This is a genomic window from Prauserella oleivorans, from assembly GCF_042685745.1.
Lineage (GTDB): Bacteria > Actinomycetota > Actinomycetes > Mycobacteriales > Pseudonocardiaceae > Prauserella_A > Prauserella_A oleivorans.
The window spans coordinates 4,563,161-4,575,898 of the sequence record NZ_JBHUNT010000001.1 but is presented as its reverse complement, the minus strand read 5'-3'; the positions used below and the strand labels follow the sequence as shown (position 1 = coordinate 4,575,898).

General features: G+C 71.4%; 16 protein-coding genes and 1 pseudogene. 10 read left to right on the top strand and 7 right to left on the bottom strand.

Features of this window, described 5'->3' with window-relative positions; translation table 11 throughout:
- The first annotated feature begins 221 nt into the window (after positions 1 to 221).
- Genes ACFSZT_RS22425 through ACFSZT_RS22405 form a run of 5 tightly spaced genes read left to right on the top strand, consistent with a single transcriptional unit; the run spans position 222 to position 1,677 of the window.
- A complete protein-coding gene (locus tag ACFSZT_RS22425; protein ID WP_377386525.1) occupies positions 222 to 584 on the top strand; it encodes a hypothetical protein in 363 nt (120 codons plus the stop codon).
- On the top strand, positions 581 to 895 hold the full coding sequence (locus ACFSZT_RS22420) for a hypothetical protein (RefSeq protein ID WP_377386523.1): 315 nt from the start codon (positions 581 to 583) through the stop codon (positions 893 to 895). Before ACFSZT_RS22425 ends, ACFSZT_RS22420 begins: the two co-directional genes overlap by 4 nt.
- Before the next feature lie 33 nt (positions 896 to 928).
- The gene (locus ACFSZT_RS22415; protein WP_377386520.1) at positions 929 to 1,195 is read left to right on the top strand and encodes a hypothetical protein; all 267 of its coding nucleotides are present in this window, start codon (positions 929 to 931) and stop codon (positions 1,193 to 1,195) included.
- Positions 1,196 to 1,453, top strand: a complete 258-nt coding sequence (locus ACFSZT_RS22410; protein ID WP_377386517.1) for a hypothetical protein — start codon at positions 1,196 to 1,198, stop codon at positions 1,451 to 1,453.
- Positions 1,450 to 1,677, top strand: a complete 228-nt coding sequence (locus ACFSZT_RS22405; RefSeq protein ID WP_377386514.1) for a hypothetical protein — start codon at positions 1,450 to 1,452, stop codon at positions 1,675 to 1,677. The genes ACFSZT_RS22410 and ACFSZT_RS22405 overlap by 4 nt, the downstream gene beginning before the upstream one ends.
- Before the next feature lie 486 nt (positions 1,678 to 2,163).
- Here the strand turns inward: ACFSZT_RS22405 and ACFSZT_RS22400 are convergent, their stop codons facing one another.
- Positions 2,164 to 3,744 (bottom strand): recombinase family protein, encoded by a 1,581-nt coding sequence (locus tag ACFSZT_RS22400; protein ID WP_377386511.1) that lies wholly within the window; start codon positions 3,742 to 3,744, stop codon positions 2,164 to 2,166.
- A 31-nt stretch (positions 3,745 to 3,775) separates the two neighbouring features.
- Between ACFSZT_RS22400 and ACFSZT_RS22395 the strand changes: the two are divergent.
- Positions 3,776 to 4,021: pseudogene (locus ACFSZT_RS22395) on the top strand (oxidoreductase C-terminal domain-containing protein); the annotation flags it as partial.
- A 52-nt stretch (positions 4,022 to 4,073) separates the two neighbouring features.
- On the opposite strand, the gene ACFSZT_RS22390 reads toward ACFSZT_RS22395, so the two are convergent.
- The 4 genes from ACFSZT_RS22390 to ACFSZT_RS22375 form a co-directional block, all read right to left on the bottom strand.
- Positions 4,074 to 4,703 carry a DUF3558 domain-containing protein gene (locus ACFSZT_RS22390; RefSeq protein ID WP_377386508.1) on the bottom strand — a complete coding sequence of 210 codons (630 nt, stop codon included), beginning with the start codon at positions 4,701 to 4,703 and terminating at the stop codon, positions 4,074 to 4,076.
- Entirely contained in the window at positions 4,700 to 4,906 is a 207-nt protein-coding gene (locus tag ACFSZT_RS22385; RefSeq protein WP_377386505.1) for a hypothetical protein, read from the bottom strand. Before ACFSZT_RS22385 ends, ACFSZT_RS22390 begins: the two co-directional genes overlap by 4 nt.
- Before the next feature lie 67 nt (positions 4,907 to 4,973).
- Positions 4,974 to 5,117, bottom strand: a complete 144-nt coding sequence (locus tag ACFSZT_RS22380) for a hypothetical protein (protein WP_377478333.1) — start codon at positions 5,115 to 5,117, stop codon at positions 4,974 to 4,976.
- A 166-nt stretch (positions 5,118 to 5,283) separates the two neighbouring features.
- Positions 5,284 to 6,531 (bottom strand): multidrug effflux MFS transporter, encoded by a 1,248-nt coding sequence (locus tag ACFSZT_RS22375; RefSeq protein WP_377386502.1) that lies wholly within the window; start codon positions 6,529 to 6,531, stop codon positions 5,284 to 5,286.
- Positions 6,532 to 6,646: 115 nt separating this feature from the next.
- Between ACFSZT_RS22375 and ACFSZT_RS22370 the strand changes: the two genes are divergently transcribed.
- From ACFSZT_RS22370 to ACFSZT_RS22360, 3 genes are all read left to right on the top strand, one after another.
- Positions 6,647 to 7,864, top strand: coding sequence for a PucR family transcriptional regulator (locus ACFSZT_RS22370; protein ID WP_377386499.1), 1,218 nt, complete (start codon positions 6,647 to 6,649; stop codon positions 7,862 to 7,864).
- 100 nt (positions 7,865 to 7,964) lie between these two features.
- Positions 7,965 to 8,864 (top strand): hypothetical protein, encoded by a 900-nt coding sequence (locus tag ACFSZT_RS22365; RefSeq protein WP_377386496.1) that lies wholly within the window; start codon positions 7,965 to 7,967, stop codon positions 8,862 to 8,864.
- The gene (locus ACFSZT_RS22360; RefSeq protein ID WP_377386493.1) at positions 8,864 to 10,639 is read left to right on the top strand and encodes a GMC family oxidoreductase N-terminal domain-containing protein; all 1,776 of its coding nucleotides are present in this window, start codon (positions 8,864 to 8,866) and stop codon (positions 10,637 to 10,639) included. Before ACFSZT_RS22365 ends, ACFSZT_RS22360 begins: the two co-directional genes overlap by 1 nt.
- Before the next feature lie 30 nt (positions 10,640 to 10,669).
- Here ACFSZT_RS22360 and ACFSZT_RS22355 read toward each other — a convergent pair whose 3' ends face one another.
- Positions 10,670 to 11,275, bottom strand: coding sequence for a hypothetical protein (locus tag ACFSZT_RS22355; RefSeq protein ID WP_377386490.1), 606 nt, complete (start codon positions 11,273 to 11,275; stop codon positions 10,670 to 10,672).
- A gap of 222 nt (positions 11,276 to 11,497) precedes the next feature.
- Here ACFSZT_RS22355 and ACFSZT_RS22350 point away from each other — a divergent pair, with 222 nt between their 5' ends.
- On the top strand, positions 11,498 to 11,638 hold the full coding sequence (locus tag ACFSZT_RS22350; RefSeq protein ID WP_377386487.1) for a hypothetical protein: 141 nt from the start codon (positions 11,498 to 11,500) through the stop codon (positions 11,636 to 11,638).
- Positions 11,639 to 11,658: 20 nt separating this feature from the next.
- Here ACFSZT_RS22350 and ACFSZT_RS22345 read toward each other — a convergent pair whose 3' ends face one another.
- Complete coding sequence (locus ACFSZT_RS22345; protein ID WP_377386484.1) at positions 11,659 to 12,684, bottom strand: DNA polymerase III subunit beta family protein; 1,026 nt, start codon at positions 12,682 to 12,684, stop codon at positions 11,659 to 11,661.
- Positions 12,685 to 12,738: the final 54 nt, after the last annotated feature.

The window sequence follows — 12,738 nt, the reverse complement described above, 5'->3', positions numbered from 1 at the left end:
CTTCGACGGCTGCGACCTTGAGTCGCTCCTCTCGCTCGCGCCGCCCACCTCGAGGCCTGTCGAGCCGGAGACGGGAGCGCAGCGCAGGAGGACCGGCCGGCCTTCGCCGCCGTCACTGTCCGTGACCCCCGGGGGTACACCCCTACCCGCCCGCCGGCCGCGACCGCCGGGGAGGCCTACGGGGGATCGGTCAACCAATGAACCTCAACGGAGGTACCGCGATGCCCGCGAAGCGTGACCCCGCGGCGCCGCACAGCCGCTACAACGGCCGCCGCGGCGCTGGCGGTCGTGACATCAAGTTGTTGCCCGCCGAAGGCTGCGACCTGCCGATTCCGCGGATGCCGCCCGGGCGCAAGTGGTCGCGCGACGAGCGGGCACGCTGGCGCGAGCTGTGGAAGTCGCCGCAGGCGACGCAGTGGGACGACTCCGCGCGCGGCACGGTAGCGGCGCTCATCGCGTACGAAACGGCGATTTTCGACGGCTCCGCGAGCGCCTGGCAGGCTCAAGAAGCACGCTACGCGGCCGAGTCGCTCGGCCTGACACCGAAGGCGATGCACGCGCTCGGCTGGCGGATCGCCGAATGAGCGCGCGGAGGGCCGCCCGCCGCGCTAGTCGCGCCCCGACGGGCGAACACATCAACGGCGTCCCCGTGCCCGCCGAGCTTCGCGACCCCGACGCCCCGATCTGGACCGCACCGAAGGCCGAGTTCGTCGCGTACATGGTTGCCCGCGGCTGGACGCCGCCGGCCCGCGACCGGCTCGCCGGACCACAGCACGGCTCACCGGGGAATCGCCGGCAGGCCGCCGCCCGTGGCTTCGCCGCGGACGCCGAGGTCTTCATTCCCGGTACCCGGACGCCGCACGTTGCCGAGCTCCGCCGCCTCGGCCTCGTGTAGTCCAGCCTCACCGAAACACTGAGAGGAACGCGCTTGTCAACCCGTGAACTCGCAACCGTCGCCGACATCCCGTCGACCCGCCGCGGCCATGTCGTGCCCGTCGAGGCGCTCATCGCGGCAGCCGAGCGCGCCGGGTCCGTGCACCCCGTCGGCAACATCGCGGGCGTGAGGTACTTCTACCGCGACGAGCTCGAGGCCGTCGTAGAGGCTCACCTCGCCACCATCGACACCCGCTGGCGGCGAGACGCCGTCCGGGCCACGTCACGCCAGCGCCGCCGCTCCGGAACGGGACGTCGCTGAATGGACGTCGACGACGTCGACTTCGACGACGTGTTCCTCGCGATGCCGTGGCCGGAGCCGCCGACACCCGGCCTCGTTCGCGTGTGGCCGGAGCCGCGTCGCCCGGTCGCGCCTGGGGACCCCGACGAACTCCGGGCGCTCGCAGACCGCTTCGACGGCCTGGCCGACGCCAGCGCCGCCGCGCTGCGCCGCGAGGCCGACTGGCTCGACACCTTCGAGACGAACGCCGCCCGCAACGATCGAGAGGCCTTGACGTGAACCCCGAGGAATCCGCCGTCCGCCGCGCCGTGCTCGAGCTCCTCGCCGATGGTGCCTGGCGACACCGCGGCGAAGCGCTTGCCGCTGGCTACTTGGCCGCGTGGACGCTCTCGGACACCGTGGTCGGCAAGGTCATTGCGAGGATGACCCGGGAGGGCGTGATCGAGGCCCGCGGACACTGGTCACGCACTCACGATGACCGCGAGGTTCGCCTTTCCCCGTAGCCCACACATCAGCCCCGTTCGAGGCCCTGCTCCCGGTCCTCGAGCGGGGCGTTTCTGCGTTTGGGAGGCGGAGGTGTCGCCACACGCAGCAGCGGGTGTACCTACGTGGAGATTGTCCCTGAGAACGCCCGACACGCGGTATCAGGTGTCTCTGCCCGCGCCAGGGCTGATCGCCCGTGAGCGGGCCGCCCCGTGGCACAAGGGGCCATCGACGCGGAGCGCATATCGCCGCACCCGGAGCCCGCCCGACCACCTCGAGGAGCGTTCCGACGGTCAGTCGCGCTCGCCGAGTGGCCACGACGCCCCGCCGCCGACACCCCGAAGTGCTCCGCGACCTGCGAAAACGTCGAAAACCTGAACAGGGTGAACAGCTAGGGCGATTCCACCCTAAAAGAGGCACTTCGACCCTCTCCGGTCTCTTAGGGGATAACCGCACTAGCTGTTCACCCTGTTCAGCTCGGCGGAATCTGCGCAGGTCAGAGGCCATCACGCCGGGGTAGGCCAGTCCGACTGCCGCCACCAGGGCTGGAAGTCGCCGAGCCACTCCCAACCCTGTCGAGGTTCGAGCCGGATGCCGTCGAGGCTCTTCGGCCGCGTGGCCTTGACCGTCTCGACGAGGAGCACTTCGCGACACCACTTGCGCCGCGTGCGGAGATCCGCGGCGTCCCACAGCTCCGAGGCGACCTCCTCGAAGGTCGACGTCATGGACGCGCCGACGAACGCGGACACGTCCCCGAAGGCCGACACAGCGCGACGGAGACGGGCCGTCGTCACGTCGTGCGATCGGCGCTGTTGGCTGGCGAGCTCGCCGACGTGCTTCTCGGCCGACTCGACGGCCGCGCGGTAGCCGGCGACCATCGCCGCCGCGTCCGCGGGCTTCAGCCGCATGGACGGGAGAGCCTCGAGGAGCTCTTTCAGTGCCGTCCGGGCCTCCTCGACGGCCGCGTGTGCCGCTTCGAGATCGGCGTCGGCGACGCGCTCCTCGTCGCCGAGGGTGCCCTCGACCGCGTCCCGGATCGTGGCGGCCAGGCAGAGGACCGCGAGGTCGCTCGCGAGGCCGTCGAGCCACTCCATCTGACGCATGGCGTGACCGGCCTGGCATCGGTAGTAGGCGCGGCCCCCGTCGTTCCTCCGGTACAGGCCGACGCCACACGTACCGCATCGGGCCGTACCTGAGAGGAGCGTCGTCGGCTCCGCCGACTCGACGGCGCGGCGACCGGGCGACGTGAGGAGGTCGTAGACGCGGTAATAGAGGTCGGGCGTCGTGATCGGCGGCCACGTACCGGGACCCTGAACCTCGCCGTTGTAGACGCGGAGGCCGAGGACCGCCGGATTAAGAAGGGCCTTCCGCACTTGGCTGGCATTCCAGCGGGCTGGTCGGCCGTTGTCGCGGACGGGCGCGACACGCTGCCAGTAGCGCGCGGCGTTCGCGATCGAGCCGCCGAGGAGTACGTAGCGCGCGGTCGCGTTCCACACGTGGCGGTGTCGCGGGTGAGGCTCCTGCTTCACCCGCTCGCCGACGGGGCGCGGCGGTCGCGTGTAGCCGAAGGGTGTACGACCCTGCGGCGGTCGCCCCTCGAGGACGGACGCACGCACGCCACGCTGGACCCGCTTTGATATACGGCGGGCCTCACCGTCGGCGAACACGATCTCGATCGCGGCCATCATGAAATCCGAGGAGTCGCGGAGGTCGAAGACCCGACCGCCTGCGGCGATCAGGACGCCCTTCTCGCTGGCCGCTTCGGCGAGCTCCGCATAGACGCCGAGATCGCGCGTGCCCCGACTCAGCTCGGCGAGGATGACGCCACCGATGCGACCCCTGCGGACGTCCTCGAGGAGTGCCGTCCAGTCACCGCGCTCGACCCCGCGCCGGCGGCCGAAGATCGAGGCGGAGCCCGTGTCCTCGTAGCGGTACTCAAGCGACCAGCCGAGGCCGCGAGCCACGCGCTGCGCGTCCGACCACTGGCCGCCGATCGAGCGCCCGCCGCGGGACGGGTCTTGAGAAACGCGCAGGTAGGCGCCGGCGATGACGTCTGTCGGCGCCTCTCTCGTCACATCAATGGTCACATGAGCACACTACGCCCAATTTCGGTCATTAAGCGACCAGTACGACCTCGGGTGTGAGTACCGCGGCCTCGCCGACCCGGCCGTCGACGAGCTCGTCGTGCGTGGTGACCTGGCCGGTCGCGTGTTCGTCGCGTTCTGGCTGCGGGACGGGCGCGTGCGGGCGGCGATGAACGTCAACGAATGGGACTACGGCGAGGCGCTGCAGGCGCTCGTCGACGGGCAGGTGACCGTCTCGGCCGCGCAACTGCGCGGCGCCGACCTGGCCTCGCTCGCCTGACGAGGCAGGACGTCGCGGGCGGGGTTGCGCAGCCGCGCGGACGAGATAGGTGTCAGTTGCCGGCGCTCTGTACGAAGTTCGTCAGCATGGCCTGCGCTGTGAGGCGCGCGGCTTCGCATGGATCGACTTTTCCGACGGCCGACCGGCCGACGGCGAAGTTCACGGCCGCCGTGAGCTTGTCGGAAAGCCCGACCACTACTTGACACGTAAGGTCATCGGTCGCCATCTGGAATGCCACTGCCGGATGCCCCTCGATCGGGGACAGCGGCTCCCACCTCGACGCTTGCGGCTGCGTGTTCTGGTAGTACGAACTCAATCCCTGGCGAACAACGTTGCCGTAAAACACGGTGAAACCCGCGCCGCTCTCCGTGTCTTGCCACCGGCAGCTCCGCCCCGTTGCGCCGGTACCCGGCTCTCCGGCGGGCGCGTCAGAGCCCAACGCGTCTTCGACCTGGGCACGGGTGAGTGCGTTGCACGGATCGCCTGCCAACACTGACTCCGGCAGTGGATTCGAAACGGACGGTGCCCCAGAGTGCGGCAGCGCGACCTGCCTCGCTGCGCTGGTCGGCGGCTGCGTTGTTGCGGTCTGCGGTGTCGGCGCTGCCTCACCGGGCGACGATTCCGAACAACCGGACACCAGGAATGCGCCGGCAATGGCCAGCGCACCACACACGCGCTTCATCCCTCTCCGTATCCCTTGCTGTCAGCCGGCGCGTCGCCGGCGGCGCCCATGTCGGCCTCGGCTTGCTCGTCGCTCTCTTGGTAGTAGCCCAGGGCTTTTTCCAGGCGCGTCACAAGTTCGCCGACATAGTGCACTTCGGCGTCGACGCTGACGGAGCCCGCTTGGAACGTTGTGCGGAGGACACTGTTGTGCTTGACCGTCACGGGATCGTCTGCCGGTTGGCGGATCTGCGATAGGTCCTCGGCGCGGGCGCGTATCGCGAGCAGGTCGTCATAGATTCTCCCGCAGCGCGACTTCAGCCTCTTCCCGGCTCAAGCTGAAGCCGCTACCGGCTGCTCCCGCCGTCGATGCCGTTCCATCGATCCAGAACGTCACGTCGCTGAGCCATCCGCCCGGCTTGGCTGGTTCAGCCACCTTCTGTACACCCCCCGCCCGGCAGCGCCGGCCCGCGCGTCGGTAACGGTTCGCCCACTGCTTTCGGTAACTCGGCGGTCACCCTATCCGACACGTCGCCGACCGGTTTGCGGCAATCGCAGGTGGTCACACACATGGTCTAGTGTGCGTTCGGGCGCGCAGCCGCTCAGCCGGCCGCGAGCCTGCCCCGCCGGGCGACCGTCATGAAGCTCACCAGCGCGAGCAGCGCGAAGGTGGCCATCATCGCCGCCATCGGCACCGCCGAGCTCTCCCCGAACAGGCCCACCACCGGAGAGGCGGCCCCGCCGATCGCGAACTGCAACACCCCGAGCAGCGCCGACGCCGAGCCGGCCTTGTCGGGGTGATCGGAGAGAGCGAGCGCGGTGGCGTTCGGCATCACCATGCCGTACCCGGCGAGCGCGACGTAGAGCGCGGGCAGCACGGCCGCCAGACCCAGTCCGAGCGCGGTGGCCGCGGTGGCTACGACGGCGCCGGCGGCGGAGGCGATCAGGGCCGTCAGCAGCAGGCCGCGCTGGGAGAACCGGCCGACGATCCGCGCGTTGACCTGCGTCGCCAGCACCAGGCAGACGGCACCCGCGCCGAACACGAGGCTGTAGCCCTGCGGGCTGAGGCCGTAGACGTCCTGGAACACGAACGACGAGCCCGAGATGTAGGTGAACATCATGGCGAAGCCGAGGCCGACCGTGAGGGCGCAGCCGAGGAAGAAGCGGTGGCGCAGCAGCTCGCCATAGGTGCGCACGATGTGCCCCGCCCGTGCCGGGCGGCGTGACGCGGCGGGCAGGGTCTCCGGCAGGGCGGCCGCCGTGACGAGCAGCACCAGGCCGCCGAGCACGGTCAGCGTGAGGAAGATGCCCCGCCAGGAGGTGAGGGTGAGCAGCTGCCCGCCGATCACGGGCGCGAGGATCGGGGCGAGCCCGGAGACGAGCATCAGCGCCGAGAAGAACCGTGCCATCGCGACCCCGGAGAAGAGGTCCCGCACGGCCGCGCGGGCGATCACGACCCCGGTGGCCGCGCCGAGCGCCTGCACCGTCCTGGCCGCAATGAGCATCTCGATCGTCGGGCTCACCGCGCACAGCACGCTGGCCAGGGTGTAGATCGTCACGCCGACGAGCAGCGGCCGGCGCCTGCCGAACGCGTCGGAGAGCGGGCTCGCCACGAGCTGGCCAACGCCGAGCCCGACCACGAACGCGGCGAGAGTCACCTGCACCAGCGCGTTGCCGGCGCCGAGATCGTCGGTCATCGCGGGCAGCGCGGGCAGGTACATGTCGATGGACAGCGGGCCGAACGCGGTGAGCCCGCCGAGGATCACCGCGAACCGCAGGCGCCGTAACCCGCTGGGCGAGCCCGCGGCCGGGTGCGTCGCGTTGCGGCCGGTGCCGGTCTGTGCAGTCACGTCGTCTCCTGCCGAGGTGAGTTGTCCCCACACGTCAAGTGCGTAGCCATGCTCACTATTCCCACCGGCTCGGCCGGGCGAGGCCGGTGGCTTATCGTCGGGAGTCCGACGGGACGTGGACGAGGAGACAGGGTTGGCCGATCTCGCCGAGGACCTGGCGCGTGTCCTCATCACGCGACTGGACCCGCTCGCCGACGAGCTCGTGGCCGACATCCTCGCCGAGAACCCCGGCTACCACGAGGCCGCGCTGGTCTCGCTCGCCGACCTCCGGCGCTCGTGCCGGGACAACATCGAGCGGGTACTGCAGATCCTCGGGGACACGGTGCCGCGCGGCGACGACCCGTACGACGCCGCCAGGACCACCGGGTCCCGCCGCGCCGAGCAGCGGGTGCCGCTGGACTCGGTGCTCCGGTCGTTCCGCCTCGGCGGCAGGCTGCTGTGGCGCGGTGTGGTCCGCGCGGCCAAGGAGGACGACTCCCTCGACCGGGACCTGCTGCTCGACGTCGCCACCGCCGTGTGGACCGTCGTCGACGACGCCTCCTCACACGTCGCCGAGGCGTACCGCACGACCGAGCTCCAGCTGCACCGGCTCGACGACCACCGCAGGCACGCGCTCGTCGGCGACCTCCTGCGGGGCCGCGGCCGCGAGACGGGGTTCGCCCGGCAGGCCGCCGATGAGCTCGGGGTACCCGCCGACGGCGACTACGTGGTGTTCGTCGCCGAACTCGCCGCCGACGGAACGCCCGGACTCGCCATGCCGCAGGACGTCCTCGCCGGCTACGGCGTCCGCTCGGTGTGGCAGCCGAGGGACCAGACCACGGTCGGGCTGGTCGCGCTGGAGCACCGCCCGCTGCGGGCCGTGCTGGACGTGCTGCGGGCGGGCGCTCGCGCGCGGGTGGGCGTGAGCCCCGCCGTGCCCGGTCTCTCCGAGGTCGGCACCGGGCACGATCTCGCCCTGCTGGCGCTGCGGACTCTCCCCGCAGGCGGCAGCGGATTCGCCGTACTCGACGAGCGGCTCCCGGAGGCGCTCGTCGCCCGGTCGCCGGAACTGGCGGGCCGCCTGCTCGACGGCGTGCTCGGCCCGCTGCTGCGGCTGCCCGAGGCCGAACGCGACGTGCTGCTGCCGACCCTGGCGGCGTGGCTCGAGACCAACCGGTCCGCCGCGGCCACCGCCACGAGGCTGTACTGCCACCGCAACACCGTGTTGAACCGCTTGCGACGGCTGGAAAGCCTGCTCGGCCGCTCGCTGTACGACTACAAGGCCGGGCTGGCGTTGTCGCTGGCTCTGCTCGCCTACGACGCCGACCGCACTGGGACGCCGGCACAGCGCTGAACCGTCCATGTTGGGCAAACAGACCAATGCGATTACGCCGTTCGGCTGCTAAACACGAGAGGCCATAGTCGAAAAGGCTCCCACCACGTGCGGAGGTTCAATGTCGAACTCCACCGTCACCCTGGGCAGGCGGGCGTTCCTGGCCCGGCTGGGGCTGCTCGGCGCCGTGGGTGCGGGCGGGCTGCTGACCCGCGACGTACTCGCCCCGCCTGCCGCGGCCGCCGCCCCGGGCGATCCCCTGTCGGGGCTCGTCGGCCTGCTCCGGCCCGTCCTCGCCGAACTCGCCCGCGACACCCTCAACGGACTGTCGGTGTTCACCCTGCCTGGTCCGGACCCCTACTCGGCCGCGCAGGGCACGCCGAGCGACACCCCCGGTGCCCTGGAGGCCAGGACCACCGACTTCCTCATCGACGCGCTCGACAACTTCGTCCCCTTCCCGGACGAGCTGGCGAGGCCGGTCGCCACGGCACTCGCCACCGGCCTCGCCGACAGCGGCGTCTCGCTGCCCGGCCTCGACCTGCTGCCCACCGAGGTGGCGACGCTGGACAAGGCGCTGTCGGCCCTCCTGCGCAACGACGCCGCGCTGCCGTTGTCGCTGCCCATCGCGGCGTTGCTGAACCTGCTTGCCACCCAGGTCAATCCCGCTGCCGTGAACGGTCCGTTCCTCTCGCCGTTCGCCCGGCTCACCTACGCCGAGAAGGCCCGCGCGTTCGCGCTGCTCGAGGGCGCGGACTCCGACCTCGTCGCGCTGCTCGACGTGCACCTGCCGGAGCCGCTGAAGGCGTCGGTCTCGGGCCTGCTCAAGTTCGTCGGCGGCGCGCTCATCGAGTTCGCCACCTTCGGCTCCTACACCGAGTACGCCGTGTACGACCCGGAGACCGGACAGCTCACCGGGCAGCCGGTCGGCTGGCAGCTCACCGGCTACCAGCCGGACGGGCCCGTCGAGGGCTGGGACGAGTTCATCGGCTACTACCAGGGACGCACGGAGGTGCACGACTGATGCGCGACGTCATCATCATCGGTGCCGGTGGCGGCGGTCCTGTCGTCGCCAAGGAACTCGCCGCGAAAGGCCTGGACGTCCTCATGCTCGAGGCCGGGCCACGGCACGACAAGCCGCGTGAGCAGTGGTCGAGTTTCGAGAACGACGCCAACAACCCGCTCACCGGGTACCTCCGGTGGGGCCAGGCCGACCGCTCCAAACCCGCCTGGTTCCGCGAGTGGAGCCAGAACTCGTTCGTCTGGCAGCTCTCCGGTGTCGGCGGCACCACGCAGCACTTCTACGGCAACTATCCGCGCGCGTTCCCGGGCGTGTTCAACGACTACGACAAGCCGGACCGCAACGAGTACGACGTCAAGCACCGGTTCCCGTTCTCCTACGCCGAACTGGTGCCCTACTACGAGTGGGTCGAGGCCACGGCGCCGGTCATGACCGCGGCCATGGGAACCAAGGAGGAGACGTTCTTCCGCGGTTGCGAGACGCTCGGCCTGCCGGTGCAGACGACCAAGACCACGCACGGGCCCTCCTACCGCCCGCAGGAGAACGCGATCCTGCAGCCGGGCGGCAACGCCGGACGCACCACCGACACCAACCTGCTTGCCTACCCGCAGGCCACCGGCTGCACGTTCTGCGGCTACTGCTTCCAGGGCTGTATGCGGCCGGTCGGCGCGCCGCGCAACCAGTACGCCAAGCGCTCGACGGACAACAGCTACGTTCCCATGGCGCTGACGGCGGAGGTGTGGGCACCGGGCGGCCGGCCGGTCGAGCTCGTCACGGACGCCTTCGTCACCCGCGTGCACACGGAGTCCCGAGCCGGAGTGCTACGGGCGACCGGGGTGACGTGGCGGGACAACGCCTCCGGCGAGGTGCACCGCGAGGACGCCCGGGTCGTCGTGATGGCGGGCGGCTGCACGGAGAACCCGCGGTTGTGGTTCAACAGCGGCCTGCCCAACCCCAACGGCTGGGTCGGCCGCGGCTACACCGACCACTTCTTCGACTGGGTGATCGGCTCCTTCGACCGCTACACCGGCAACCCGAAGGGTGTCGGCTCGTCGGCGCGGCTCGACTTCCCGCCCTACGGCGGCATGGAGAACGTCGGCGTCCCGCCCGCGCTCAACGCCTTCGCCACGACGTTGTCCGACAGCGGCATCCGCGGGGAGTACACCAACGGGCGCGGCATGACCGGTCCCTGGGACGGACCCGCCGGCCGGCTGATGGGGCCGCAGATGAAGGAGTTCCTCTCCGGCGGGCTCGACCACACGCTGTCGATCCTGGTCATCACCGACGACGATGTGGAGCCGGACAACCGGGTGGTCCCGTCGGCCTTGCCCGCGGACGAGAACGGCCCGATCCCCAAGGTCACGTTCCGGCACCGGCAGCGCTCCGCCCGCACGCGGCGCAACCGGGAGTTCATGGCCCGCAAGGCGGCAGAGGTGCTCCGGGGCGCGGGTGCGAAGTCGGTCTACCGGATCGACTGGGCCCCGCTGATCCTGCACGTCCAGTCGTCGATGCGGATGGGGGAGTCCGAGCACGACTCGGTGCTCGACGCCAACGGCGAGACCCGCGCGGTGAAGGGTCTGTTCATCGCGGACAACTCCGCGCTGGCCAACTCGCTCGGCGGGCCGAACCCGACGCTGACGACGCAGGCACTGGCCACCCGCACGGCGGAGAAGATCTTCCAGCACTACTTCGGCGGGGATCCGTGGGTGCGGGCGGAGGCACCGGTCGTGTCGACCGATCCGCGCATCAGCGTGCGACTCGGCGAGCTGGGGCTGTAGCCGGCCGCCGCGTGGTACTGGCGCGCGGCGTCAGTACCACGCGGTGCGGATCCGCACCGGCTGGGTGGTCTCGGCGCCGTCGTCGCGGTGCGCGATCGTCCACACCGGGGCGCGGTTGTCGGGGACGCCGTAGAGGAAGTCCTGGCCGCCGCAGGCGAAGCTGGGCTTCTCGCCGTCGAGTTCGGGGCCGATCCCGGCCGTGGGCACGCACCACCGGCCGTCCTCGAGTTCGAGGAACCACGGCGCGTGCACCAGTTCCGGTTGCGGCCGGGGGCCCAGGTCCTGGGCGATGGTCATGCGCACGGCCTGTCCGGTGGCGGGGTTCTGCACGCACAGCGCCACGTCGGGTGCCGGAGCGGCCCGCACGAAACAGGGGTCGTGCAGGATCAGCCCGGCCGTGGTGACGCACCGGCGCGCCGCGGGGTTGCCCAGGTCGAGGGTGGAGGCCGAGCAGGTGGCTTCCGCTTCGTCGACCACGGTGATGCCGGGCGCGGGCTCACCCGTCTCCGTGAACGGGTAGAGCATGATCTCCGCGGTCGCCGTCACCGGCCCGGCGGGCGGCTCGGCGGGTGCCGGGCTGCCGCACGCGCCGAGCAGGACGAGCACCACGAAGAGTCCCGGCAGGAGTCTCCTCACCGTCGTGCCGCCTCCCGTTCTCACGTCGCGCCGACCCGTCACGCCGCAGCCTAACGGAGCTCTGCCCGGCGCCGCCGACCGACGCGAGCGACCGATTCCGCGCGGCGGATGCGTCATCGGCAGGGGATCGTGGCCGAGCGCGGACGGCGGACCGGAAAGTGGGGGACACTGGTGGTGACGCGCCCGCGAGGCCGCGCCCACGAGGCGGCCCAAGGAGTCCCGATGGAGCATTCGCGAGCCCTTGCCTTCTCCGCGATCGCGCTCGGCATCGTCGGGGCCATCGCCCTGTCGGACGCGTGGTGGTTCCTGCTCGGCATCATCGCGTTCCTCGTGCTGCTGTCGAGCCAGAGTCCCGCGGAGTGAGCGCCGGCGGTCCGGGCGGTTCACCCGGCGACCGGCATGACCACGGTGGTGAAACTGCCCTGGTCGGCCGACCGGACGACGACCGGCCGGTCGGCGGCGGTCAGCTCCAGCAGGACCTCGGGCCCCACGCCGGCCTCGACCGCGGCACCGAGGGTCGCCGGATCGAACGCCACGCTCAGCCGGCCCGAGCACACCGCCGGCAGCGGCGTGCCGTCGAGCGCCGCCGTCTCGCCGGAGAGCTCCACGAACGCGGGACATTCGGTGGCGGCGAGCGCGTCCAGCAGCACGGAGCGCGCCACGACCACCCGGTGTGCGGGCGGGCCGAGCGCGGCCAGCACCTCCCGGTAGGCGGGGAACACGGCGTCGACCAGCGGAAGGTCCCGGCTGCCGGAGCTCGCCTCGAGTCGCGCGGATGTCCCGTCCACGGTCAGTGTCACGTCGGTGGCGCGGGTTGCCCAGGCCGCGACGCCGGTCAGGGCCTCCACGGGCACCAACGCCGCGCCGGGGTCGCCGTCGACGGCGAGCGGCGTGAGCTCACGCACCGACAGCCGGTACCGATCCGTCGCGACGAGCCGGACCTCGGTGTCGGCGCACTCGAGGAGCACACAGCGCAGGGCCTCGTGCTCCCCGTCCGTGGCGGCTGCAGGCGCCACCTGCCGGATCGCGGCAGCCAGCTCCGGCCCGCCGACCCGCACGCGGGCGGGTCCCGCACCAGGGAGGGTGCGCAGCAGCTCACCGATCACCGCGTGTGCGGTGTCGGCCTCGTGCCGGATCCGGGCCGCGTGTGCCCGCAGCGCCGCCCGGGCGTCGGACGGCGAGCCGTCGAGCACCACCGTGACCTCGGCGAGCGGCATCCCCGCCGTACGCAACTCCCGCAGCAGCCGGGCGCGCTCCACCTGGCTCTCGCTGTAGTAGCGATAGCCGGTCTGCGGGTCCACCCGGGCCGGCCGCAGGATCGCACAGTCGTCGTAGAAGCGCAGGGCACTCGGGGTCAGCCCGACGCGGCGCGCGAAGGCGCTGATGCTGTCCATCCGGCTGCTGTCCATGCGGCGATTCTGGGCGTTCGACCGGCTCGAAGGTCAACGTCGCCGAGGTCACCT

Bases quoted from the DNA above. Each gene is read 5' to 3' on its own strand.
- ACFSZT_RS22360 (WP_377386493.1), top strand. From the start codon at position 8,864: ATGCGCGACGTCATCATCATCGGTGCCGGTGGCGGCGGTCCTGTCGTC.
- ACFSZT_RS22425 (WP_377386525.1), top strand. From the start codon at position 222: ATGCCCGCGAAGCGTGACCCCGCGGCGCCGCACAGCCGCTACAACGGC.
- ACFSZT_RS22350 (WP_377386487.1), top strand. From the start codon at position 11,498: ATGGAGCATTCGCGAGCCCTTGCCTTCTCCGCGATCGCGCTCGGCATC.
- ACFSZT_RS22420 (WP_377386523.1), top strand. From the start codon at position 581: ATGAGCGCGCGGAGGGCCGCCCGCCGCGCTAGTCGCGCCCCGACGGGC.
- ACFSZT_RS22390 (WP_377386508.1), bottom strand. From the start codon at position 4,703: ATGAAGCGCGTGTGTGGTGCGCTGGCCATTGCCGGCGCATTCCTGGTG.
- ACFSZT_RS22365 (WP_377386496.1), top strand. From the start codon at position 7,965: ATGTCGAACTCCACCGTCACCCTGGGCAGGCGGGCGTTCCTGGCCCGG.
- ACFSZT_RS22410 (WP_377386517.1), top strand. From the start codon at position 1,196: ATGGACGTCGACGACGTCGACTTCGACGACGTGTTCCTCGCGATGCCG.
- ACFSZT_RS22345 (WP_377386484.1), bottom strand. From the start codon at position 12,684: ATGGACAGCAGCCGGATGGACAGCATCAGCGCCTTCGCGCGCCGCGTC.